Source organism: Nostoc mirabile CHAB5784 (assembly GCF_020829645.1).
GTDB lineage: Bacteria > Cyanobacteriota > Cyanobacteriia > Cyanobacteriales > Nostocaceae > Nostoc > Nostoc mirabile.
This window is the reverse complement of sequence record NZ_JAIVFS010000105.1, coordinates 1-25,161: the sequence shown is the minus strand read 5'-3', so window position 1 is coordinate 25,161 and position 25,161 is coordinate 1. Positions and strand designations below refer to the sequence as shown.

The following is a 25,161-nucleotide window of genomic DNA, read 5'->3' as shown; positions in this document are numbered from 1 at the left end:
CACCCTAACCCTCCCCTTGTCAAGGGGAGGGAACTGCATTTCTTTTTCCCCCCTTTCTAAGGGGGGATTAAGGGGGGTAAAACGCCTGTGCATCATGCATTTGAGCTTAAGTTGACACCAATGGGCAATGCCATGCCCTTACCAGCGTATTTGTATCATTATTAAAGTGAAATGGTATGACTCACCCGCCTCGAACTAAAGTTCTTTGGCTTTTAGCTAAAGTCTACTGAAGTAGACTAAAGATTTTTGGCTATATTTAGTCATCTTCAGATGACTTTCGCTATTAGCAAGGAACTGAAGTTCCTTGCGGGACATAGCTTTTACGTTAAGTTGACACGTATGAGCTTTTTCTGTGCCCTTACAAAAGATATGCTTTTTAACCTTGCTCCATGTTTGCTATTTCTTGTCAATGCCTAAGTCCTATAATTGCAGAACCCCGATTTTTCAAAGAAGTCGGGATTCTTGTTTTTCATATTTTAATTTCTTCAAAGTGTTCAACCGTGGGAAATGGCTCATAAAAATGATGCAGAAGTTTTTTCCACTCTTGATACTCAGCAGAACTTTTAAATCCCACAGTATGAGATTCTAAAGTTTCCCATCTGACAAGTAATAAATATTTACCTTGGACTTCTACACATCTATGCAATTCATGGGATAAATATCCGTCCATTGAGGAAATAATTTTAGAAGCTTTTTTGAAAGCAGCTTCAAAATCTGATTCCAAACCAGGTTTAACATGAAGCATCACTGCCTCAAGAATCATAAAGTTTTGCGGTGAGAATTAAGCTAATTTTAACGCAATGTACAACTTCTTCTTTTAGGCTATCCATTACCCGTAGTTAGTTGTTTTCTTGCTAAACCGCCAAGTCATGATTATTGCAGCGATTCCTAAACCAATAGCCAGTCCCCACCAAAGACCAATAGCTCCATAGCCCGACCAGATTCCGAAAGTATAACCAGTGAATAAACCAATACACCAATAAGCAAAAATACCAATTAACATAGGAATTCGAGTGTCTTTTAGTCCGCGTAATGCAGCCCCGGCAGTAACTTGCACACCGTCAACTATTTGAAAAATCGCTGCCACTCCCAGCAATTTCACTGCGAGGACAACCACATCTGCATTGTTTGGATCGTTAATGTCAATATAAAGAGAAATAATCGACTTTGGCATTAACCAAAATGTAATACCTACCACACCCATAGATAGAGCTGCAATGGCAATGCCTACGTATCCAGCCAGACGAGTAGCAAGCAGGTCATTCTGTCCAACTAACTGCCCAACACGTACTGTTGTCGCTAGAGAAATGCCTAGTGCAAGCTGGAATGACATCGCAATTGTTTGTAAAGCAATTTGATGGGCAGCAAGAGCGTTTGTTCCTAATTTTCCTATTATGAAAGTAACAACGGTGAACAGTCCCGCTTCGACTGCAATCAGCCCCCCAATGGGCAATCCAACGTGAAAAATCTCGCCAATAATCCGGCGATGCTCTAGGGAAAAAGCTTTTCTAGATAAAGGTCGAAAAATACCGTAAACTGCAAAGCGAGGCTGATTACATATATAAACTGTCAAAGTAACAAACGTACTCCAAAGTGAGAGTGTGCTTGCCCAACCGATACCAGCTAAACCCAGCGCCGGAAATCCCAGTTTGCCAAACATCAGCACATAGTTAGCTGTAATGTCGAGCAGAGTACCCAAAACCACAGTCACGATTATTAATTGTGGTTGCAATAGAGCAGAAAGAAAGCTTTTAAGTACTCCAAAGCCTAAAGCAGGAATAAAACCCAGTGCGATCGCCTTTAAATAAATCTCTGCTAGTGCTACTGTGTTAGCATCCTGCCCTAGTAGAAGTAGTAAAGCACCTCCACTGTAAAGCAGCAATGTAATTGGTATTCCTAGTACCAAAGATATCCCTAGTCCCAGGCGGACAATTGTGCCAACTTTTTCTCTATTTCCGGCCCCGTATGCTTGGGCAGCTAACGGACTGACAGCAGAAACAATACCAGTAGCTATCAACAGACAAAAACTAAAGATAACAGCTCCCAAACCTCCAGATGCAATAGTCTGACTTCCCAACCAGCCCATCATTACCGTATCCACAAAACCAGTTGCAGATTGAGCCAGTTGTGCTGCTGCCAAAGGTACGGCTAACACGAGACATTTTTTAACTTCAGAAAACATACGCTTATAACCCGATGTGAAGAACAAAGGGTTTTTCCAAAATCTAAACCCATGTTCAGAAGATGCTGCTCCTGTGAACTTCAATCTATCTTAATGGAGTAAGAGGATTCGCGTTACAGTCTTACGGAGGAAAGATTAACGGGAGATGAATTGTCACCAGCTAATAATTAACGCGACAGTGTTTTATTGTTTGGTTTATTTTAGTTCTCAACGTAATGTTTTACTTGCTCAACTATAGTCATAATAACTAAGCTGATTTTAATTGAATAATGCCTTTATCAAAAATGCGATTATCAGTAGCGATCGCACTTACTTCTATTCTATCTTTATACACCTCATTAGTATAAAGTGAATCCAATGTCTACAACAGGCTACGCCATTAAAACTAATTTTTTAGGAAATAAATAATCGCATCACAAAACTCTTCATAATATCCTTTATAATCAGTTTCACTGAAACCTAGAATTAAGTCTTGTCTCTCTGCCTCTGTGATTGTGTTGATGATTTCCAATATTAGCTCAAGAGCTTTTGCACGTAAATCTTTCAGCTTATCAATATTGAGTCCGAGTTTATCAATTGTTGTTTCAGCAGGTAATTGCTTTTTTGAATTATTTGTCGCCAGGATGTGCCCATCATCAGTGTAGTTAAAGAACTCCTCACAATTCGCATTTATGGGTGAAACCATAAGAGCTTCACAGGGCTATTTCATTCTCCGAAAAGCCCGCCTCAGAATGAATTCTGAGTCTAATAGCAAAAGTCATCTAAAGATGACTGAGAAAAGGTTCTAGTCCGTTTTAACGGACTTTAGCTATTAGCCCTGAACTTTAGTTCTGGGCGGTTTATGCATAGAACGAAATAGCCCTGAGAGCTTCATCGTACCAATGATCTTTCTTGTTCCCACAGTGCAGAGGTTCTTTACGCTCTCTTTCTCTTTGGCATGAAGCCAGCATATTTGTGTATTCCAGCGTTAGCTCAGTATAAGGATATCTAGGTTTTAGATGTTCAATATGGCTAATATCCTTGGTAATACGCCTTCCACAATAGCAACAGATAAAACCTTGTTGCAACAAGGAATCATGTACATCGGTTTTTTGTGGTTTGCTGAAGTTGTCCCAACTTGGTTGCCAATCTTCATTTGCTAGGTTTTTCCAAACGGTAAAACTTTCTGGCTCCTGACTTTTTTTGATATATTTCACCGCTTCAAAATCTCTTTGCGTCGAATAGACACACTTGCTTTTACTGATTCCGGCTCATCTTGTCCAATAATGTCAGAAATTTCCTGAGATAATTGCCTAGCACCATCAAGATTCCCTTCATCAATGAGTCTAAATAACTCATGTAAACGATCTTTAATTTCTTGTGGACGTGCGGGAACACCCATGAGGTCTTCTAGTATTCGATTGCTGTCTCTCCCAAAGGAACTTTCTGGTCTTTTCGCAACAACACCTTCGTCTGTTTTTTCTAGAATATAAATTCCTTCCGGCTTGACTTGGCTAATTACTTGAGGCGAATGGGTGGTGACAATAAATTGGCAATTGGGGAATATTCTTGTCAAAGCTGGAATAATTTCCCGTTGCCATTTGGGGTGTAAGTGGAGTTCAATTTCATCAATTAAAACAACACCACTACCTTGGAGTGGATCTGGTAAACTTGGGTTAGCGATCGCTAATCGTCTTGCTAAATCTCCCACCATTGCCAGCAAGCATTTCTCCCCATCAGATAGCTGATTAACTATGAGTTCTTCACCTTGTTTTTTGACAGTCATTCGTAGGGGTGAACGCTCAACTCGCAAGTTTAAGAATTCCGGTATCAATGAAGAGATAGCTTGTCTTACTGCTTCTAATTGTTTGTCTCGATAATCAATGTTATCTCTTCGCCTCTCATTTTCTAAATCTTCTCGATTTCTAAACCATTCAAAATTTTAACTGAATAATACCTTTATCAAAAACACGATTATCAGTAGCGATCGCACTTACTTCTATTCTATCTTTATACACCTCATAAGAGGCAAAACTTAAATCACTCGTAGAATACTTTGTCCACTCAGAACGGCCTACAGGACGATTGCCAGCACCTGCGCCACAAATTAAATAAGTTGTACCATCAATAGCACGAGTGCGTTCATAATTGTGTTCGTGACCATTGATGTAAAGTTGAACGCCGTATTTTTGAAATAGGGGAGTGAAAGTTTTAATAAAATCTGGATTACTCCCATACTGACCAGATGAATAAATTGGATGATGACCAAATACAACTTTCCAAGGAGCTTTACTAATACTTAATTCTTTTTCTAACCAAGTTAGCTGGTTTTTCCAATCAGCATTACTGTTAGTATCTAAAGCGAAAAATTGTACCTGATTACGTTTAAATGTATAGTAACGTCCCTTCATATTAAAGCCAGCATACTTGACTTGTGGATCACCATTGGCAGTACGAATATCGTGATTACCTAAACAAGCCTGAAATTTCACACCAAGTTTTAGTAAAGATTGATAAGGACGCTCAAAAACTGCACTAATTTTCTCGATTTCGCCGTTGTTGTAAATGTTGTCTCCAGCTAAAACTACTAAATCATAAGGATTTTGTTTATGATATGCATTCATTGCTCCAGCCACAGCATACTGTCCTTTAGCGCCAGTCCCTGTATCAGCCACAGACACAAAACGTAATAACAAGTCTTTTTTGGCTGGGTTGGCGGCTATAGCTGTTGTTGAATCGGTAATATCAGCAGTTTGATGATTTTTATCAGCTAACATCCAGCTTAAAAATCCTGTACCAATGGCGCTGAGGCTACTTAAAAATAAAAATTGACGGCGTTTCAGGTTCATAATTCACCAAATTTAATAAATAGTCAGTTTAGCTGAAGTAATGTGCAATGAAGTGATACATTAAGGCAAAAGAAGGCAGCACCAGTAATAATGTACGTTGTTTGTCTTTAATTCGCTGCTTTTGGTGAAAGTTCCATGTCACAAGACAATCAGTCAAAACCGACGGATAAGCAAGTAACTCAACCTCCCGAAAAACCTTACCAGAGAGTTCAGCCATTTTGGAAGGCTAAAATTATCCAACTTCTCCAAGGGACGATTGGGGTTTTAGAAGTAACGGTGGAGAAACTGGAGACAGCACCCCCACCGGGTACTGAGGAAAAACCTGGCTTTTTCCAGCAGTTTCAGTTGTGGTGGGGTGGACTGTTAAGGACAATCCGCTTGTTTTTACCATCAAATTTGTCAACCTCGTTATCAGATACCGCTTTGACGGGAATTGTTACTGGAATTGCTGTAATTATCCTTTGGACAACTACGAGTGTCTTTACTGGTAAACCTACTGAAATCGCAACAGTTCCACCCGTTGAAGAGGTTCCTGCACCAACACCGACACCAACGATAACTACTCCCCCGGAGTCAGTTGCACCCGAACCACAGCCGCCACTGCCACCAGAGGAAATTACGCCGCCGCCAGAAGTACAAACTCCGCCACCACCAACGCCGGAAGCGAAAGCGGAACCCGAACCAATTCCCACGGCAACGCCAGCACCAGCGATAGAATTGACACCAGAACAAGCCTTGATTGCGGCTATTGAAAATCAGGTAGCTGAAATTAGCGATCGCATTGCCTCTGGTCTGATAAAGTCAATTCAAGCCAACTTCCGCAGTAGCAATCTTACGGTCAAAATTAGTGATGATTGGTACACTCTCAAGGAATCTCAGCAGGACAAACTAGCTGCTGAAATATTACGACGCTCTCAAGAACTGGATTTTACCCATTTAGAAATTATCGACTCTCAAAATACGCTGATAGCGCGTAACCCAGTTGTTGGTACTGAGATAGTAATTTTTAAACGGCAAATAGCAAGTGAGAATAATTCGTAATTCGTAATTCGTAATTCGTAATTTAGACGTTTAAATTTAAGTATTTATGTTAGACAACGTTTCGCTAGTATTGCAAGCTTGTAAAAACTTAAACATCAGCTATGAAATTATTCATCCGGCTGAAAACTTAATCAAAATAAAAGTCAATAATAAACACCATTATTTTTGTAACTATAGCACTCCGTTGATTAATCAAGCAGTATCACACCTTATAAAAGACAAGGAATACACTTACCATGCTTTAAATAAAAAAGTTAAACTTCCTCGGACATTAGGTTTTCTTTCACCTTTTTGTGACATCAAGTATAAAATTTACTTAAAATTTCCAACTATTCAAGATATCGTATTAGGAATCAAAGAAAATTTTGAAATACCAGTGATTGTTAAAAGGAATTCTGGAGCGACGGGACATAACGTTTTTTTATGTCAAAATATAGATGAAATTGAAAATGCTTTAAAAGAAATTTTTAATGTCAATTTTAAAAAGTATGATTATGTCGCTCTTGCTCAAGAATTTATTCACATAAAATCTGAATATAGAGCGGTTTTCTTAAATAAAGAATTAGTTTTGCTCTATGAAAAAGATATAAGTAATGCAGAGTTTGCGGGGAACCTCAGCCCTCTGCACTGGAATGGTGCAAAAGCAAACTATATCAACGATCCACAAATATTGTCAGATATTGCTAATTTTGCTAAACCAGTTTTTGAAGAGTTAGACCTTGATTATGGTGGTTTAGATATTGTATTAGACAGAGATAACCAATATTGGTTAATTGAAATCAACTCTCAGCCAAGTTTTAGCATTTTTACTAGAGACAATGGAAAAGAACATGTGTTGAAAATTTTTGAAAAAATGCTAATTAGTCTAGCCTCAAAATAAAAAGTTCAATATCCTAACTCTCAATACTGCGTAGGTTTTGAATATTCGTAGGTTGGGTTGAGGAACGAAACCCAACAAACCCCGTAAAATGTTGGGTTACCCTTCTCCCAATACGGTTCGGTTAAGACAAGAGACGCGATGAATCTTTGGTAAAAACGGCGATTTATCGCGTCTTTGTGATGATTTATCGCATCTTTGCGATCTAAAATTTTCATCAAAAAACCTTAACCGAACCGTATTGACCCTTCTCCTGCAAAGACGCTACGCGAACGGGAACGCCAAGGGCGAACGCAAAACCTACACAGTATTGTCCTAACTCTGCCAATTTTAGATTTTTCTTTCAATCCAAAATCCCAAATCGTTCGACTGAGCGTAGCCGAAGTCTAAAATCTAAAATTGAATGACTTCTAACTCATCACTCTCATAGCCTGAGTTGGTATCCATACAGTAAAAATTGAGCCAATACTTACAGTTGATTCTACTTCAATTCGACCCCGATGGAGTTCTACGAGTTGTTTCGTTAAAGCGAGTCCAAGTCCAGTGCCTTCGTAGCGGCGGCGATAGGGTGTATCAAGTTGCTGAAATTTCTTAAAAAGTAATGATAATTGTTCTTCATGAATACCAATCCCGGTGTCTTCCACTTGAAAAATAGCAGTATCATCTTCCACCCAAAGACGTAAGGTAACGCTACCACTTTCGGGGGTAAATTTAATCGCATTAGTTAACAGATTCCAGAGAATTTGTTCTACTCGTTCGGCATCGGCGGTAAAGCGATCGCGCTTAGGATCGATTTGCAAATCAAGGTTGAGATTAATTTGTTCACTGATTGCTTTTTCTCGTAGTGATTCTACAGCATTTTCGGCAACATTCACCAAAGAAAATTCCGAAATATTTAAAGCTGCCTTACCAGCCTCGATTTGCGATAAATCGAGGATGTCATTAATCATTTCTAGTAAATGTTCTCCACTGTCGTGGATTGTTTGCAGATAACCCCGTTGTCGTTGACTCAATTCACCCAAAGGCCAACGTAACAATGTAGATGACATCCCAATAACATAAGTTAAAGGCGTGAGCAATTCGTGACTGATAGTAGCGAGAAACTCACTTCTGAGGCGGCTAGCAGCTTCGGCGGCCAGGAGGGCATCGCGCAGAGCCATTGTGCGTTCAATAACTCGTTGTTCGAGAGTTTGTTTTTCTTGGGTGAGCGTTTGCATTAACTCAGCTTGGTGAATTGCGATCGCTAATTGTTCTGCGATCGCAATCAGCAAGTTTTTTTCGCTATCATTCCACTGGTGGGGTTTATCGCACTGATGAGCAATCAGCAATCCCCACAATTTGTCCTCAAATATAATCGGTGCAACCAACTTCGCCCGAACCTGGCTTTCCCTCAAAAAATTTAACAAACACTCTTCTAAAACATAAGTTTTTTCAACATCATCCACAGCTAAGGTAAAGCCTTGGCGATACTTTTCCCAACATTGAGAGGTTCGGATAAAGCAATTTTTTTCTGTGTAATTCAACACCGATGTAATAGCATCTGTAGCCCGGACTTCATAGACAATATAACCTCCATAGTTTTGGCAGTCTTCTAGTAATGGTTGATTATTGGCTGACACAGAAGGCGAGTGTTTACCGTTGCTCTCATGTATAGAAAAAGGGATTTTGGCAGGTTCCCCAACCGATAGTTCCATGTCTGTTACCGGTGCCGTTCCACTGAGAGGAATACTGTCAGACTGGTATTGAGCCTTGACTTTGGAACCTGCAAATTTATAGATTACTAATCTGTCTAATTCCAGAAACTCACGCACTTGTGTAATTGCTGTTGCCATAATCACTGGCAAATCCAGGCTTTTGCGGATCTGCGTTGTTACCTGATTCAATAGCCGCTCTTGGGAAATCTGTTTTTTTAAAGCATCTTCCACTGGTTGACAGATATAAACTGTCGGCGCAGTTGAGCTTAGAGATGCTATTATTTCTTGGCTTGGCTGAGTTAAGAGATATTCTAATAACAACAGCGAGAATTGACTTTGGAGCGTGGCATCATTGGGGCGAATAATTTGGCGATAGCCTTCGAGATTTTGGTGAGTGGAGGAATCGCACTCGAACAAGTCTCTCAACTCGTAGACAAATGTTGCGATCGCCTCTAAATTAAATGTCAAACTAGCATTGAGTGCCGAGTCAATTCCCTGCTCCCCTTCCTCCCCCTGCGCTAAGTTTCCTACCAGAAGCGCACTAAACTGCTCAGAAACCACCAACGTAAACCTTTGCCTTTGCCATTCCACAGGTATGCAAATCCGTATCAACACAGCTTCTGTCAGTATCAGAGCGGCACTTCCCACCGTTTGAGCCATCTGTTCCAACAATTCCCCAAGCTGATTAAATACAACAATAGGCAAGGTTCGAGAAAAGCTCAAATCAGGAGAACTAAGCATTTTAAATCATTATTGGTAAGAAGGGGCTGAATGCAGGGAAAAAGTTTGTTTTGATTGTGCAATAACCAATAGTTTAAGACGGCAATACAGGATTATGCATCGTACAAGTAGCACATCGGGTGGATGGAATCAGTCAGAAGGTTTAATTTTTTTAGAACAAACTCCAGCGCCTTTCGTGTTGATTACGGCTGCTGATACCGACATTCAAACCTTGGCAGCTGCGGTGACAAAATTACCTACAAGCTTTCCTGCATTAAGAGTAGCCAACCTGTTGCAATTACAGCAACAGTTAAGCATAGATACTTATGGAGAGCAAGTTTTGGAACTTGCCCAAGTAATTATTTTGCGTCTGTTAGGAGGACGTTCCTACTGGAGTTATGGCTTAGAAGTAGTGCAAGAAATTGTGCAACGTAATGGTAGAACCCTCATTGTAATGCCAGGGGATGACGCTTTTGATCCCGATTTAATTTCCCAGTCTACTGTGCCTTTGGGTATTGTTAACCAGGTATGGCAGTATTTTAGCGAAGGCGGCGTAGAAAATTTCGTTAATGCTCTGCAATTTATCTCTGACATTTGCTTGTCAACTGCATACAATCCGCCGTTACCCCGGCCGATTCCGCGTGTGGGATTGTATGAATGGGGAATGGGGAGTGGGGAGTGGGAAATAGGGACTGGGGATTGGGGACTGGGGACTGGGGACTGGGGAAGGGGAGAGTTACAACTAGATTCATCCACCTCAGAACCTCATTCATCCACCTCAGAACTCCGTTCATCCACTTCAGATACTCATTCATCCACCTCAGATACTCATTCATCCACTTCAGATACTCATTCATCCACTTCAGATACTCATTCATCCACCTCAGATACTCATTCATCCACCTCAGATACTCATTCATCCACCTCAGATACTCATTCATCCACCTCAGATACTCATTCATCCACCTCAGATACTCATTCATCCACCTCAGAATCTCAAATTTCTCAATCCCCAATCCCCAATCCCCAATCCCCAATCCCCAAAATTGGCATCCTTTTCTACCGTGCCCATTATTTAGCAGGAAATACTAAGGTCATTGATGCTTTATGCGAAGCTTTGGCACAGAAAAATTTACAACCAGTACCAGTGTTTGTTTCTTCATTGCGTGAACCTGATGTGCAAGTTGAGTTGAGTGAATTTTTTCAACCCAAAGAAGCCGAATCAATAGCTGTGCTGCTGAATACCACCAGTTTTTCTCTAGCACGCTTGGAAAGCGAAACACCCCAAACTGAACTATGGGAAAAATTAGATGTGCCTGTGTTGCAGGTGATCCTCAGTGGCGGATCAATTGAGCAGTGGGAGTCACAGTTTCAAGGGCTTTCTCCCCGCGATATTGGCATGAATGTGGCGCTACCAGAAGTAGATGGGCGGATTATTACTCGTGCTGTGTCTTTTAAAGCCGTACAAACTCGTAATCCCCATCTAGAGACAGATGTGGTAATTTATGAACCAGTCAGCGATCGCATCGAGTTCGTTGCTAAACTAGCAGCAAATTGGGCGCGTCTACGTTCCAAACCCCCCCAAGAACGGCGAATTGCCCTCATTCTGGCAAACTACCCCAACCGGAATGGCCGCCTTGCCAATGGTGTGGGACTCGACACTCCAGCGAGTTGTGTAGAAATACTGCAAGCTTTACATCTAGCTGGGTATGAAGTAGAAAATCCACCTGCTCAAGGAGATGAGTTGATTCAACGGCTGACAGATGGCGTAACCAATGATCCAGAAGGTCAAGAATGGCTTCCGGTACACCAAAGTGTTTCTTGGGAAGAGTATCAAGAATATTTCGCTTCATTGCCGCCAGCAGTTCAGCAAGGTATTAGTGAAAGGTGGGGAGTGGGGAGTGGGGAGTGGGGAGTGGGGGAAGAAGCAAGGGAGCAGGGAGCAAAGAGCAAAGGAGAAGAGTTTTCACCTCTGCCCCCTGCACCCTGCCCCTCTGCCTCTATCCCCGTTCCCGGAATTCAACTCGGCAACGTTTTTGTGGGAATTCAGCCAGCAAGGGGTTATGATAATGACCCCAGTTTGAATTATCATGCGCCGGATTTAGAACCAACTCATGCTTATTTAGCTTTCTACTATTGGGTAAGAGAAACTTTTGGTGCTGATGCTGTAGTTCATGTGGGAAAACACGGAAATCTAGAATGGCTACCGGGTAAAAGTGTGGCTTTATCCAGCAATTGTTATCCAGAAGTGGCTTTCGGCGCACTTCCCCACCTGTACCCATTTATTGTGAATGACCCTGGTGAAGGTTCCCAAGCCAAACGTCGCGCTCAAGCGGTGATTATAGATCACCTAACGCCCCCCATGACTCGTGCAGAACTCTACGGTTCTTTGCAACAGTTAGAAAATTTAATTGATGAGTATTATGAAGCGGACAGTTTAGATCCTTCTCGTTTGCCAGTGATTCGCGATCACATCCGCGAACTGGTGATCAAAGAAAATCTCCATCTAGATTTAGGAATCCAAAATGAAACAGAAATTTTTAATTCGGAATCTCTAGTTTTGAATTCCATCGGTGGTTATCTTTGTGAATTGAAAGAAGCCCAAATCCGCGATGGGTTGCATATTTTTGGGCAATGTCCCCAAGGAAGGCAGCTACGAGATTTAATAGTAGCGATCGCTCGCATACCCAATCGCCATTCTTCAGGTATTACCCGTGCCATAGCTCAAGATTGGAGACTAGATTTCGACCCCCTCACAGCCGATTTGTCAATGCCTAGTGGTGAATACTCAATAGTCAATGGCACAGAATGCCGTACCCTTGGTGATATTGTCGAAGTCCTAGAAGAACACGCCGCCCTCTTAGTAGAACAACTAATAAATCAGGACTCAGAATTCAGAATTCAGAATTCAGAATTTAGAAATCAGGAATCTTGTACAGACGCGATTCATCGCGTCTCCCCCCCCAGCACAGACGCGATTCATCGCGTCTCTACCTGGATACGCGATCGCCTGCTTCCAGCTTTACAACAAACCCACCAAGAAATCACCCACTTGTTACACGGACTCGATGGCGGTTACGTCCCCAGCGCTCCATCTGGCGCACCCACGCGTGGCCGCCCAGAAGTTCTACCAACAGGGAGAAACTTTTATTCTGTCGATATTCGCGCCATTCCCACAGAAACAGCCTGGGATATCGGTAGAAAAGCTGCTGAAACCCTCGTTGAATATTACACACAAGAACATGGTGAGTATCCAAAAACACTAGGTTTATCACTGTGGGGAACAGCCACCATGAGAACAGGCGGTGATGATATAGCCGAAGCCTTGGCTTTACTCGGAGTCCAACCTGTCTGGGATGGTGCAGCGCGGCGAGTAGTGGATTTTGAAATTTTGCCCCTAGCGATTTTGGGGCGTCCCCGTGTAGATGTCACCTTGCGAATTTCTGGATTCTTCCGGGATGCTTTTCCCAACTTAATTGATTTATTCGCTCAAGCAGTATCAGCAGTAGCAGACTTGGATGAACCACCAGAACAAAATCCCCTAGCGGATGCAGTTCGCCAAGAAACTGATTTGTGGACAAGCCAAGGATTAACTTTAGAAGAAGCAGTGGTGCGATCGCGCTATCGCATCTTTGGTTCTCGCCCAGGTGCTTACGGCGCAGGACTCCAAGGTTTAATCGAATCGCAAAACTGGACAGATGACGAAGATTTAGCTCGCGCCTACATAAACTGGAGTTCTTACGCCTACTCTTCAGGAGCAGAAGCAGGGGAAGCAGGGGAGAATAAAATCTCCAGTCCCCAATCCCCACTCCCCACTCCTAACTCCTCACTCCTAACTCCTAACTCCTCACTCCTAACTCCTAACTCCCCACTCCCCACTCCCCACTCCCCACTCCCCTCCCCCGAAGCCTTCAAGCAACGCTTATCCCAAATGCAAGTTGTCCTGCATAATCAAGACAACCGTGAACACGACCTACTAGATTCTGATGATTATTACCAATTTCAGGGTGGCTTAACAGCGGCAGTGCGTTCTCTACAGGGAAAAAATCCCCAAACTTATTTTGGTGATAATTCCATACCCGCTAAACCACGACTCCGCCAACTGAAAGAAGAAATAGCACGGGTGTATCGTTCTCGCGTAGTTAATCCCAAGTGGATTGCGGGAGTCATGCGCCACGGATACAAAGGAGCCTTTGAAATGGCCGCGACAGTAGATTTTTTATTCGCCTATGATGCAACAGCTAAATGTGTCGAAGATTATATGTATCAAGGCATAGTAGAAGCTTACTTGCTCGATCCAGTAGTCTCGGAATTTATTCAGGAAAAGAACCCTTATGCACTGCGTGATATAGCTGAAAAATTATTAGAAGCACACAAGCGCAATTTGTGGGAGGATGTAAACATAGGAACATTAGAAGCTTTGAGGAACCTAGTACATCAAGCTGAAGCAGTGATCGAAGAAAAATCAATGGTGTAGGAAACAAATATGGAAAATCTTGCGTATTTGCACCTAGCTTTCGCCTACGAAGACAGCACACCCAGTGAATTGGTCTCCCTCAGTTCTTTGTTTAACAAAGCAGCTGCACCAGACTGGAAACGGCTTTCTAGTAGGGCTTGGAAGTATATGTTGCCCCTTGCTCTGTCCTTGTCTATTCTTGGCGCCCTTAGCAGCGTCATGGCACTGGAAAAAGGCGATCAAGGCCCTTCTGTCAGAAATCTACAACAAAAGTTGAAAACAGCAGGTTTTTACCAAGCTTCTGTTACCCAAGTATATGACGCATCCACACAAGAAGCTGTGCGGCGCTTCCAAAAGGCCGCTGGTTTACCAGTGGACGGCATTGTTGGAGCAAGCACCCTGCAAAAATTAGAAAGTTGGCAAGCGAAAAAGCCGACAACTAGGGCTACACAAACTAAAAAAACGACTGCTGTAAGAAGCGCACAAGCTAAAAAGCCCAGCACTACTAGTTCAGCTAGTTCAGCAACTAACCAACGCCGCAATCCTAACTACCTTGCTAAGGGGGATGAAGGTGAAGATGTCAGAGCTTTACAAGAACGCTTAAGAGTTGCAGGCTTTTATTACGGGAACGCCACAGGAATATTTGGCCCAATTACCGAAGAATCTGTCAAGCGGTTCCAAGATGCTTACAAATTAAGCGTTGATGGAGTTGTTGGCCCAGCAACATTAGCTAAATTGCCGGGAATTGGCATCGGTGATGGACAAGAGGCTCCCAAAAATCAAAAGGTAGTCAATCGAGATAAATTCCGCATAGGCGATCGCGGTGAGCCAGTTAGAGTACTTCAAGAACAATTGATCCAGGCAGGATATTTAGAGGGAGAGCCAAATGGTTACTATGGCCCCTACACTGCCGATGCTGTAAGGAGATTCCAGGCAGCTAATTACTTGGCAGCAAGTGGCGTTGCTGGCCCAACTACGCGAGCTAAGTTATATAGCTCAGTTAATACTGCTAGCAAAAGCGAATTTAATACCTTAGAAATCCAAACGCGACTACGGGAGCGGGGTTTTTATAAAGGCAAGCTGAACGGTGTGATGGCCGCTGACACCAAAAAAGCAATTAAACAAGCCCAAGAATTCTACGGCATCAGTCTCAAGGATCTTAAGAGCGGACGCTTTTAACATCCGCTTTGGCGTTGTTAGTATCAGTCCCCAACTGGTTGCTTGCCTCCAGTAACAGCAAATTACGAACTGCTCAAAATTCCATTTATTTGGTTAATTTGAGTAGTTTTGTTTTTTATCTACCCAAGTGCTAAAGCGGCATCAGTGCCCGTTGGCACTTGGGACACACTGCATGGATGGTCATTTGACAGTCAAGCAGGTGAAAACCTTCTTTTTGAGCGGTTTTCGACCCAATTTTTAAAATTGAGTCATTTTTAAACTCAATAGTTGAGTTGCATCTAACACAAATTAGGTGATGGTGATGATGGGGATAGGGCTGGTTGATTTCATAATGCTTATGTCCCTCGCCCAGTTCTAGTTCCCGTAAAATTCCCATTCTTGCCATCAACTTCAAAGTCCGATAAATAGTTGACAGACTGATCCCTTCACCATCAGTTTCTAGCCGATGATAAAGATCCTCCGCACTCAGATGTTCACCTTGCGGGAGTTCTTGAAAAATGTGTAAAATTGTTTCGCGCTGGGGAGTTAATCGCCAGCCTCGTTCGTTCAGTTCTGCCTTGAGTGAAGTAGTTGTGTAGACAGTCATACTAATATTTCTCAACAAAGCTCGTTAATTGAGAATATAACAAATCTTGGGAGCAATTTGCAACAATCATTGCCTATTGAGAATATATGCTAAATATTTAAGAACAATTCATCAAATCTTGATCAAAATTCAACTAATAAGCTGTAGTGCATTTAATTTGCATACAGCTAATAGTTAGGATACTTGTAACGATTGCATCCCTTGACTTTGAATTTTGCATAAGTTAATTTTGAATTGCTGAGTTAATCCCCACCTTCAAGATATCTAAGCAAAGGTCTGAGGAAACTCTTGTACAATTAAATGCAAATAATTTGCTACAAGCCTCTAAAAAGCTTTAAATATGGGATAAAATCAGCCATTTGTCCGTAGTCATTTGTCAAGTGTAGTTTTCTAATGACAAATGACTAAAGGCATTTGTGCGTAGTCATTTGTCAAGGGTAGTTTTCTAATGACAAATGACAAATGACAAATGACAAATGACAAATGACAAATGACAAATGACTAACTTAGAGACTCCAAATAGTCGCGGATGAGGTTGCGACGCTTGGGTTGACGTAGCTTTTGCAAAGCCTTGGATTCTATTTGTCTGACTCGTTCCCGTGATAAATCGAGAGCGCGGCCAATTTCTGCTAAAGAATAAGGATGACCATCTGCCAAACCAAACCGCATCAGAATTACATCGCGCTCCCGGCTAGTCAAATCTGACAGAAGATGATGCAAATCTCTTTGTAAAGATTCTCGCATTAACATCTCTTCTGGAGTTACACTGTCAGTTTCGAGTAATTCGCCTAACTCAGTGTCTTTATCTTTACCTACTTTGGTTTCCAAAGAAACAGAGCGAGGAACCCGCAACAAAACTTCTCGTACTTGGGTCGGTGTCATCTCTAACTCAGTTGCTAAATCTTCTAGAGTAGGAGTGCGACCTTTTTCTTGAGCAATTTTGCGTTGAGCCTTTTTGATTTTGTTTAACTTTTCGGTAATATGGACAGGGAGGCGGATGGTGCGACTAGAAGTAGCGATCGCCCGTGTAATTCCCTGACGAATCCACCAGTAAGCATAAGTACTGAAGCGATAACCCTTAGTGGGGTCAAATTTTTCTACAGCCCGCTCCAAACCAAGTGTACCTTCTTGGACTAAATCCAACAATTCCAAACCGCGATTTTGATACTTCTTAGCAACAGACACAACTAGGCGAAGATTAGCCTTAATCATGTGTTCTTTTGCTTGAAGTCCTTGGGACTGAACTTGCTCCAATTCTTCTACTGTCAACTTGGCAATTTCAGCCCAACGACGTTTGCCTTCTGCCAAAGTCGGTCTGAGATCCGATACCATTATGCCAGCAGTGGCAGCCCATCTTTCCAAAGACGGGCGATGTCCTAGTTCGGAGGTCAGGCGTTCTTGAACTTCAATTAACCTCTGATAGGGCGAAATTACTTCATCTCCTTGCTTTGCGGCATTAGCAAGCACTATCCGCATCCGCAAGTAGCGCTGGACTTTTTGAGCTTCTGAAACCTCTTCATCCCGCCCTAACAAGCGAACCCGACCAATTTCCTGAAGATATAGACGTACTAGGTCTGTACTCCGACGGTTAGTGTTAGCAGCAAAGTTAGCATTGTCAGCAGAAGCCATCTCTAGCTCCTGTAAATCATCTACCGATAACTCACTGTCATCAACCGTGAGATCCGAGTCCAAAGCCTGGCGGGACTTTTTGGTATTGTAGGGGGCATCTGCATAAAAAGATGTTGCTGGCATAAAGATCGTCTCAATGGCTCCAGGTAACAATAGATTTCGGTCAGCTTAGATTACGGTCAGCTATTCAACTGTTGCTATTGTTCCCGTGATTTACGATGAACTAACATGGTTGAACGTTCCATTACAATTTTTTTTAGAAATTAACTGTAAGGGTTTTATTGGATACAGCATTACTGAACTTAATCGGCTGCTAAACTTTTGATTAAACCAATAGCTATTCAAATCGGCAGCTAGGTTTTCAATATTTCAACTACTTAGTTAACATTTCAACCTTGATGGTTTTTAATAGTAACTTTTATAACACGGTATAAACATCCTTCAGTGAATGTCATCTTTATAATTGGCATAGTCACATTTACATGGCTACAAAAGTAATATCCTGACGATTTACCAATTTTTTCTCAGGATTATTCAGGTATAAGTAGAACTAATCGATATTGGGGAAGTGATTAGTATTAACGGCAAAAATTCTCTCGACACGGAGATAGAAAACGCGGGGAAGTTATTAAATACTCTCTCGGTGTCGTGCTAACCCGTCAATTTCAACTTGACATAAGCTGTCGCGCATTTAATTTGCACAAGTAGGGCGCTCATGTTGCCCACCTCACAAGAGATTTATTTTTTGGAGGATTCAAATTAAAAGTAGGGGTTCACATCTGTGCGTTGGTGTCAACAAAAGCCTAGAAATAGCAAAACTTTCGGCTTGACTCACCCGCCTGGAACTAAAGTTCTTTGGCTTTTAGCTAAAGTCTACTGAAGTAGACTAAAGATTTTTGGATACATTTAGTCATCTGCTAATGACTTTTTCTATTAAGCAAGGAAGTTCAGTTCCTTGCGGGACTTGAGTTTTACATTAAGTTGACACGTATCACAGCTGTGCTACCCTACGTTCGCAAAGCGTCCCGCAGGGATGGGATGTTTTTTTACTGGAAGTCCCTAACTAGAACACTAATTCAGTAATCTTAAAAGAACCTCTCCCCCAAACCTGCAAAATTTGGGGGCTGGGGAGGGTTAGGTTTTTGATTGTTGAATCGATGCTCTAATGGTTGTACTCTGGCTTGATATCTCGCAGCATCAGTTCATCAAGCGCTTGTCGGGGTGTGACTTCACCCTGAAGTAACCGATAAACTTGCTCAGTAATTGGGACTGCTATGTTTTGTTGCTTGGCTCGTTGCATCAAAACCCGGCAAGTGTTCACTCCTTCAGCAGTTCCTTGCAAATTTGCGAGAGTTTCTGTAAGTGACTTACCACCAGCTAGCTGATAGCCGACTTGGTAATTGCGACTTAAGGGACTATTGCAGGTTGCTAACAAATCTCCTAAACCTGATAAACCATAAAATGTTTCTGTCTTCGCACCCCAGTTGTTGCCGATGCGAACCATTTCTGTAAGTCCACGGGTGACTAAAGCAGCTTTGGCATTGGTTCCCAGTTGTAAACCATCGCACACACCGGCTGCGATCGCAATCACATTTTTCAGTGTTCCCCCCAATTCCACGCCTAAGGGATCGGGATTGGTATATACCCGGAAACGATGAGAAGAAAATACTAACTGCACTACTTCTGCAGCAGTGGGAATATTACTGGCTACCACCGTGGCTGCTGGTAATTCCATTTGAATTTCTTTTGATAAATTAGGCCCAGACAAAACAACCACTGCATGGTTAGGGAATACTGTTTGCCAAATTTGTGACGGCGTGCAGGTAGTTTGGGGGTCTAAGCCTTTCGTCGCTGTGACAAAAATTGTCTCTGGAAAAAGGGGGAAAGACTGGACTTGGGAAGCAACATCCCTCACACCAATCATTGAGATGGCGGATAGAACTATTTGGACATCTTTTAAAACTGCTTGGATTTGGGAACCTTGACGCGACCAGACGCGCACCTGATGACCATTTGCTGCGGCGAGATTTGCCAGAGATGCACCCCAAGCACCTGCACCAAGAATTGCAACGGAAAGTTTTGAGTTGGAGTACATCTGCTCACTCATAACTCCTAATTCCTAACTCCTAACTTTTGAGCGGGGATAACGTTTCATTAATTCCCTGACTTGTTCTGCATGGTATGAGCTTCTTGTCAATGGTGAAGAAACAACTTGTAAAAATCCGATTTCTTCGCCGAATGCCTTCCAGGCAGCAAATTGTTCTGGATTAATAAATTCATTTACTTGCAAGTGTTTTTGACTGGGTTGGAGGTATTGCCCAATTGTCAAAATGTCGCAATCTACAGTTCGCAAGTCTTGCATGACCTGGCGAATTTCCACATCAGTTTCACCGAGTCCAACCATGATACCAGATTTAGTATATGTGCTCTTGAGAAGTTGGCGAGTGCGGTGCAATAATTCTAAAGTGTGATCGTAGTTTCCTTGGGGACGCACCCGGCGATACAGGCGTGGAACAGTTTCCGTATTGTGGTTTAATACCTCTGGCGCAGCTTGTAGAATCAACTCTAGAGCATTCCAATTACCGCACAAGTCAGGAATTAGTACCTCAATTGTGGTGTTGGGTGAAACAGTGCGAACCGCATTAATACACGCTATAAACTGAGACGCACCACCATCTGCCAGATCATCTCGGTTTACAGAAGTGATCACAACATGGTTAAGTTTCATGCGGCGAACAGCTTCTGCTAGTCGTGCAGGTTCCGTGGGGTCTAGTGGTTTGGGTTTTTTCTCAAAATCAATATCGCAGTAGGGACAAGCGCGTGTACAAGCCGGGCCCATAATCAAAAACGTGGCAGTACCGGCATTGAAGCATTCACCAATATTAGGACAGGACGCTTCCTCGCAAACTGTATTGAGGGCTAAATCCCGCAAAATGTCTTTAACGTTACCGATGCGCTCACGCCCAGGTGCTTTTACCCGCAACCAGTCTGGTTTTACAGTCACAATCCGCTTTTACCACTAGAGTTATACAAATTTAATCCTAGCAAGCAAAGCCTTGGATGAAGTGATCATATATAGATGTAATTCTGTCATTTGGCACGGGTTATGATATTCTTAATTTACAATGGCATTTTTATGCCGGGATGTGGCGCAGCTTGGTAGCGCACTTCGTTCGGGACGAAGGGGCCGCTGGTTCGAATCCAGTCATCCCGATTTGCTGTTGTCGAATAACTCATTATTTGTCGTCGTTAACAAATTAATGTTGTGATTAACGAATTAATATCACTGTTAACAAATGAATGTGATCAAAGTTGCTCTTGCAACCGTTAACAAATTAATGTCGCCGACTGTCTTTTTTGGGGCTGGTTCAAAAAAATCAGCATCAAGTCGCCACTATAAGGAGTAACCCCCAACCCTTGTACAGACTGATGTATAGATATTTACCATGAGAGTAAAAAATCTAATGGGAGCATCCCAATGCAAGCAAATTTACCAAGATGATAGATTGTCATTGCGAATGAAGCGAAGCAGAATGAAGCAATCACAAAGTCTAGATGTTGCGATTGCAACTCTAAGAGACGCTTCGCGAACGCTTCATTTCATTACGCTCGCAATGACAAAATATGTTTTTACACATTTGGGATGCTCCCAAATCTAATTGCGTTTTTGCGACACAACCATAAAAACAGCCCACCTCCAATTACTACAAGTGGGCTGTTGTTTTAAACAAAACTTCAAGTTAAGTGTTGCGGCTCATATTAAATAATTCGTAATTCGTAATTCGTAATTCGTAATACTTCGGCTACGCTCAGTACAAGTTCGTAAATTTTGTTTTGTAATGGGGATTTAACCCCTACACAAAACTTGCGTGATTTTTGAACCGGGGGACTTAAACCCACGGAACTAGTTAAAATTAGGCTAAATATTAACGAATGATTGGAAGTATTTTACTAAAAAATCAAGGCTATTCCATTCTAAAATGCCACATTTTATGATTACGGGTTAATTCTTACTTACAAAATGGGCATTTTTCAGGGTTAGGTTAGTTGCTAAATTATTGTTTTTCACAAAAGATTCGTAAAAACTATCCTAAAAAAAGAATGAAATAGCTGTTGAAAGAAGGGGAAACGCTACGCGTAGCTTGCTTCCCCGCAGGGGTACAAGTCGTGAAACCGCAAGGGCGCAGTGGCTCCCCAACCTACGCCAATTCTAGAATTCAGACCCTCATGACGCGGTGGCACGAAGAGTGACATTTCCAGTAGTATCAAGAACTATTGTATTATTTCCCTGCCGACGAAAACTTACGAAGTCATCTGAAGCAAGTTTCCGTGATAATCTTGGTTGAAATGCCCTTCTTGAAGAATTATATAAAATATATTCTCCATCATAATCACCAATTTCTCCAGGTTGTAAAACTTGGCGTTCTGCCAGTACGGACGCTCCAAAATTATAAAAAGCTCTCGTCTCACCTGAATCATTGATAACTTGAAAACCTCCAGTAATTTCAGAGGCTTCGTCGGAGCTTAATTCAGATAATGAACCGTCATCAAGGTCATCAAATCTAATAGAAAAAGAATCTTTTTCTGTTTGAGAAGTTGTTTTCAGCATTAGGGGGTTCCAAAAAATACTTCACTTAATAAAACATAATTCAGTAGCCAGAACTCAGAATTGAATTCTGTTGTAACTGGTGGATAAATAAACGGGTTTAAGCCCCCCACCAAAATAAAAATTTGGTGCCTTAGTAGAAAGTGACGTTTTGAATCCTCTACTAATTGATTCTGAATTCTGAATTCTGAATTTTGTATTATTATTGAGGATTGTGCCAAACTATAATAATTTTGTCAAGCACCTTAAAACTATTTAATAAATCTCTAAAAATAATAATAATATATGCGGCTGGAAATCGCTTCTATATAAGCAAAATCGGCCTCCGCGCACTAATGCGAAAATAGGGTTTTTAATTTTATTTGATGAGAGTATTTTGAGAAATTTTACACGCTGCTTTAACTAATTCTGGCGAGAATCCAGCAGCCTGCCAAAGCAATTATCGTTTTTCTCTGCGCCTCTGTGTAAGATTATTTCATATCTGACTTTAAATATTGATTATTACAATATTCTTTCGTAGCTGTGACAGAAAAATAATCCTGTTGATTTCCAACAATCGGGTAAATGTCGCATCCCATGTAAAAAAGCTATATACTTTATTCTGTAAGACTTATAGCTATTTTATATAAACGACAATAATTAGTTATTCGACATTAGATGTTAACTTTATGTTGCTCCAACATTGAGCAAGATACTGCCTTGTCTACGCTTCTCTCTAACTCGAAGCACTGGTATAAAACCTCAACGCAAATCGCCAAAACCAAGTGGAAGCGAAAAACAACGCTACTGCTAATATTGCCGCACCTATCAACCAGCTAATTTCACTCCGGCCCAGTAGCGCTTGGGCTGGTACAGTAGTTAAAAACGCTACTGGCATCACAAAGGTGAAGAAAAAGCGGTAAGGAGTAGGATATGCGGCGATGGGATATCGTCCAGCTTCCAACAAACCACGTAAGACTTCGGTAACGTTGTATATTTTGACGAACCATATACTCATCGCTCCCAGCATAAACCACAGGCTGTACAGAATCACCAAGCTGAACAATAACGGCAGCACACCAAGTAGATAATCGTCTATCCCTACACCGAGGCGTTTACCTGCGTAGCCAATAATAATACTACCAAAAATTATATCTGGCAGTCCCCAAGGTGAAAGGGTATGGGTGGAAAGCCAAAACTGACTGCGGATAGGTTTTAATAATATAAAGTCTAAAGTGCCTTCTTGGACATGGCGGACAATGCGATTCAAGTTCGACGCCAGAAAAGTAGCAGAAAATCCTTGTAGTAAGGTAAAAATTCCTAGAACTACTAAAGCTGCTTCCCATGACCAGCCACTAAAAGTATAACCAGTCCGGTAAAATAAGAATAATCCAAAGAGGCTACCCGCGAGATTTCCCAAGCTGCTGAGGGTAGCTATGAAAAAGTTAATCCGATACTCTAACTCAGCTGCGATCGCAGCACTCCAAAATAGTCTTAGTACTTTCAAATATCTTTGCATCTTGCACCTTTAACCCAAAATGTATCATCTGTCACTAGATTTCTAAAGATTACACAATAACTTTACGTAAATTTAATATTACTGACGTACAGAATTAGTTAATCGCAGAATTAGCCATTTTTACCAAAGAAGTGCGTTCGCCTGCTTTTATACCAACAACATATTGCACACCCTGCTGTCTCCAAGTCAAGGTAGCATCTGAGCAATTAGCACCACAAGTAAAATCCACAAAATACCCAGTGATGCCCTTAGCTAAGGATACAGGTTTACCAGTCAGGCGGGGTGTTTTGCGGGTTACGGCTTCAGCATAAACAACGCCCAAACGACAGGCAGTTCCACCACTACAGTCGGGAGTAAAACCCAGTAAAATTTCGTATTTTTTTTGCGTAGCAGCTTCTATAATCGCGTAAATTGGATTTTCCCCATCCGACTCAGGAATAAACTTCGGCAAGAGAATACGAATCTGAGTCTTTTGCTTTAATTTGGGCAAAATAGATTTAAAAACTGGGTGTGACGGCGTTTTACTCTGCTGTGCTATCAATTGAGACTGTTTATTTACAGTGGCTATGGCTGACATGTGAAAGCTGCTAACGCTGACTAATAAAAATACGGCACACACAGCACTGGTATTTTTGAAGCTTAAAATCATCCTTTAAAACCTATTTCATCTAAAGTATTTATTTGTAATACCCATTTTGAAGATTAAATTACGTATTTAAGAGCCGCTGGAGTCAGCTAAACTGAAGAAGAAATTGTTTAATAAGTTTTAATAATTTTGTTATGAGTACTGATTCACCTGTTAATTCTCCCGATAAGTCTGAATCCAACTTAGGGAAGCGTTTGAGAAACTTTTTAATTGTAATGGTAGCGATCGCTCTTAGCGTTGCCCTCGTCTTGGGCTTGCGAACTGAAACAACCTCGGCAACTCTAGCCAAGTTAAGTGATACGTCCACACCGTTAGATGTAGCAATCAGCAACGGCAAACCATCTCTAGTAGAGTTTTATGCTGATTGGTGTACTGTCTGCCAGAAAATGGCACCAGATATCACTCAACTGGAAACAGAGTATGCTGACAAGATGAATTTTGTGATGCTGAATGTGGATAATACCAAGTGGCTACCAGAGATGTTGAAATATCGGGTAGATGGGATTCCCCATTTTGTATTTTTGAGTCAGCAAGGGGAAACTATCGCCCAAGCGATCGGTGATCAACCCCGGACGATTATGGCTAGCAACTTAGAAGCTTTAGTTACTGGTTCGTCTCTCCCTTATGCTCAAGCTAGCGGCAAAGTTTCCAAATTCTCAACCCCAGTAGCACCAACTGCTAATCAAGATGACCCTCGCAGTCATGGCAGCCAAGTGGTAAATTAGCACTTTGGAGGCATGGGGCAGGAGAACGTCAACTACCTAATCCCCAGAGAGGACTGGTCGCTACAACTTCCCCGATTTTGCTTGTGTCATAGCCGCCGAGAACTTCAAATTGCAAGTGAACCAGCCGATGTCCTAAACTACTGAGCAACTGCTGTACTGGCGCTTCTTCCAGATATTCTTTGAGAATCACTAAGTCATATCGTGATTGATGCAGAGGAATAAATCGTAGCCCAAAGGCAGTAGCTACAGATGCCGTACTGATACCTGCATCGGCAGCCCCCAATGCTACTGCTTGGGCAACATCTTGGTGGCTTTGAACAATACAGTCAAAGCCTTGGACAGCATGGAATGGCACTTGCTCCTGTTGCTGACTTTTCCCGTTAAGTCTGTTTTGCAAGCTGCCAACCTTCACAGAGGTCGTGTAATTTTAACCAACCTCGCCACAGTACCTGGATACCAATTGGTGTTTTGCTTCGATGTTCTAGGTAGCCGCC

Annotated in this window: 18 protein-coding genes, 1 tRNA gene and 2 pseudogenes; 6 read left to right on the top strand and 15 right to left on the bottom strand. The window is 42.0% G+C overall.

Going from position 1 to position 25,161, the window contains the following annotated elements:
* Positions 1 to 469 precede the first annotated feature (469 nt).
* From LC653_RS36725 to LC653_RS36700, 6 genes and pseudogenes are all read right to left on the bottom strand, one after another.
* The gene (locus LC653_RS36725) at positions 470 to 763 is read right to left on the bottom strand and encodes an antibiotic biosynthesis monooxygenase family protein (RefSeq protein WP_229500037.1); all 294 of its coding nucleotides are present in this window, start codon (positions 761 to 763) and stop codon (positions 470 to 472) included.
* 66 nt (positions 764 to 829) lie between these two features.
* Entirely contained in the window at positions 830 to 2,182 is a 1,353-nt protein-coding gene (locus LC653_RS36720) for an MATE family efflux transporter (RefSeq protein WP_229500034.1), read from the bottom strand.
* Between the two features lie 385 nt (positions 2,183 to 2,567).
* Complete coding sequence (locus LC653_RS36715) at positions 2,568 to 2,867, bottom strand: HNH endonuclease family protein (RefSeq protein ID WP_229500032.1); 300 nt, start codon at positions 2,865 to 2,867, stop codon at positions 2,568 to 2,570.
* Between the two features lie 154 nt (positions 2,868 to 3,021).
* Positions 3,022 to 3,378 carry a retron system putative HNH endonuclease gene (locus LC653_RS46025; protein WP_229500031.1) on the bottom strand — a complete coding sequence of 119 codons (357 nt, stop codon included), beginning with the start codon at positions 3,376 to 3,378 and terminating at the stop codon, positions 3,022 to 3,024.
* A pseudogene (locus LC653_RS36705) lies at positions 3,375 to 4,055 on the bottom strand (AAA family ATPase); the annotation flags it as partial. The pseudogene LC653_RS36705 and the gene LC653_RS46025, both read right to left, overlap by 4 nt.
* 40 nt (positions 4,056 to 4,095) lie before the next feature.
* A complete protein-coding gene (locus LC653_RS36700; protein ID WP_229500026.1) occupies positions 4,096 to 5,010 on the bottom strand; it encodes a metallophosphoesterase family protein in 915 nt (304 codons plus the stop codon).
* A gap of 135 nt (positions 5,011 to 5,145) precedes the next feature.
* Between LC653_RS36700 and LC653_RS36695 the strand changes: the two genes are divergently transcribed.
* Positions 5,146 to 6,051: a hypothetical protein gene (locus LC653_RS36695; protein ID WP_229500023.1), complete on the top strand. Its 906-nt coding sequence runs from the start codon at positions 5,146 to 5,148 to the stop codon at positions 6,049 to 6,051.
* A gap of 46 nt (positions 6,052 to 6,097) precedes the next feature.
* Entirely contained in the window at positions 6,098 to 6,931 is an 834-nt protein-coding gene (locus LC653_RS36690; RefSeq protein WP_229500020.1) for an ATP-grasp domain-containing protein, read from the top strand.
* A 407-nt stretch (positions 6,932 to 7,338) separates the two neighbouring features.
* Here the strand turns inward: LC653_RS36690 and LC653_RS36685 are convergent, their stop codons facing one another.
* Entirely contained in the window at positions 7,339 to 9,363 is a 2,025-nt protein-coding gene (locus LC653_RS36685; protein WP_229500019.1) for a GAF domain-containing sensor histidine kinase, read from the bottom strand.
* Between the two features lie 94 nt (positions 9,364 to 9,457).
* Between LC653_RS36685 and cobN the strand changes: the two genes are divergently transcribed.
* Positions 9,458 to 13,819, top strand: a complete 4,362-nt coding sequence (cobN, locus tag LC653_RS36680; protein WP_229500016.1) for a cobaltochelatase subunit CobN — start codon at positions 9,458 to 9,460, stop codon at positions 13,817 to 13,819.
* Positions 13,820 to 13,828: 9 nt separating this feature from the next.
* A complete protein-coding gene (locus LC653_RS36675; RefSeq protein WP_229500013.1) occupies positions 13,829 to 14,977 on the top strand; it encodes a peptidoglycan-binding domain-containing protein in 1,149 nt (382 codons plus the stop codon).
* Positions 14,978 to 15,107: 130 nt separating this feature from the next.
* On the opposite strand, the gene LC653_RS36670 is transcribed toward LC653_RS36675, so the two are convergent.
* From LC653_RS36670 to lipA, 4 genes are all read right to left on the bottom strand, one after another.
* Entirely contained in the window at positions 15,108 to 15,563 is a 456-nt protein-coding gene (locus LC653_RS36670) for a Fur family transcriptional regulator (protein ID WP_012407750.1), read from the bottom strand.
* A 501-nt stretch (positions 15,564 to 16,064) separates the two neighbouring features.
* Positions 16,065 to 17,315 carry an RNA polymerase sigma factor SigC gene (gene sigC, locus LC653_RS36665; RefSeq protein ID WP_229500010.1) on the bottom strand — a complete coding sequence of 417 codons (1,251 nt, stop codon included), beginning with the start codon at positions 17,313 to 17,315 and terminating at the stop codon, positions 16,065 to 16,067.
* Positions 17,316 to 18,354: 1,039 nt separating this feature from the next.
* Entirely contained in the window at positions 18,355 to 19,287 is a 933-nt protein-coding gene (locus tag LC653_RS36660; RefSeq protein ID WP_229500040.1) for an NAD(P)H-dependent glycerol-3-phosphate dehydrogenase, read from the bottom strand.
* 24 nt (positions 19,288 to 19,311) lie between these two features.
* Positions 19,312 to 20,196: a lipoyl synthase gene (gene lipA / locus LC653_RS36655; protein ID WP_229500008.1), complete on the bottom strand. Its 885-nt coding sequence runs from the start codon at positions 20,194 to 20,196 to the stop codon at positions 19,312 to 19,314.
* A gap of 136 nt (positions 20,197 to 20,332) precedes the next feature.
* On the opposite strand from lipA, the gene LC653_RS36650 reads away from it, so the two are divergent.
* Positions 20,333 to 20,406 (top strand) — tRNA-Pro (locus LC653_RS36650).
* 1,011 nt (positions 20,407 to 21,417) lie between these two features.
* On the opposite strand, the gene LC653_RS36645 is transcribed toward LC653_RS36650, so the two are convergent.
* From LC653_RS36645 to LC653_RS36635, 3 genes are all read right to left on the bottom strand, one after another.
* The gene (locus LC653_RS36645) at positions 21,418 to 21,801 is read right to left on the bottom strand and encodes a hypothetical protein (RefSeq protein ID WP_229500007.1); all 384 of its coding nucleotides are present in this window, start codon (positions 21,799 to 21,801) and stop codon (positions 21,418 to 21,420) included.
* Positions 21,802 to 22,513: 712 nt separating this feature from the next.
* Entirely contained in the window at positions 22,514 to 23,296 is a 783-nt protein-coding gene (locus tag LC653_RS36640) for an ABC transporter permease (RefSeq protein ID WP_229500005.1), read from the bottom strand.
* Between the two features lie 94 nt (positions 23,297 to 23,390).
* Complete coding sequence (locus LC653_RS36635; RefSeq protein WP_229500002.1) at positions 23,391 to 23,945, bottom strand: hypothetical protein; 555 nt, start codon at positions 23,943 to 23,945, stop codon at positions 23,391 to 23,393.
* Between the two features lie 131 nt (positions 23,946 to 24,076).
* On the opposite strand from LC653_RS36635, the gene LC653_RS36630 reads away from it, so the two are divergent.
* Complete coding sequence (locus tag LC653_RS36630) at positions 24,077 to 24,667, top strand: thioredoxin family protein (RefSeq protein ID WP_229500000.1); 591 nt, start codon at positions 24,077 to 24,079, stop codon at positions 24,665 to 24,667.
* A 28-nt stretch (positions 24,668 to 24,695) separates the two neighbouring features.
* Here LC653_RS36630 and LC653_RS36625 read toward each other — a convergent pair.
* A pseudogene (locus tag LC653_RS36625) lies at positions 24,696 to 25,028 on the bottom strand (substrate-binding domain-containing protein); the annotation flags it as partial.
* Positions 25,029 to 25,161 lie beyond the last annotated feature (133 nt).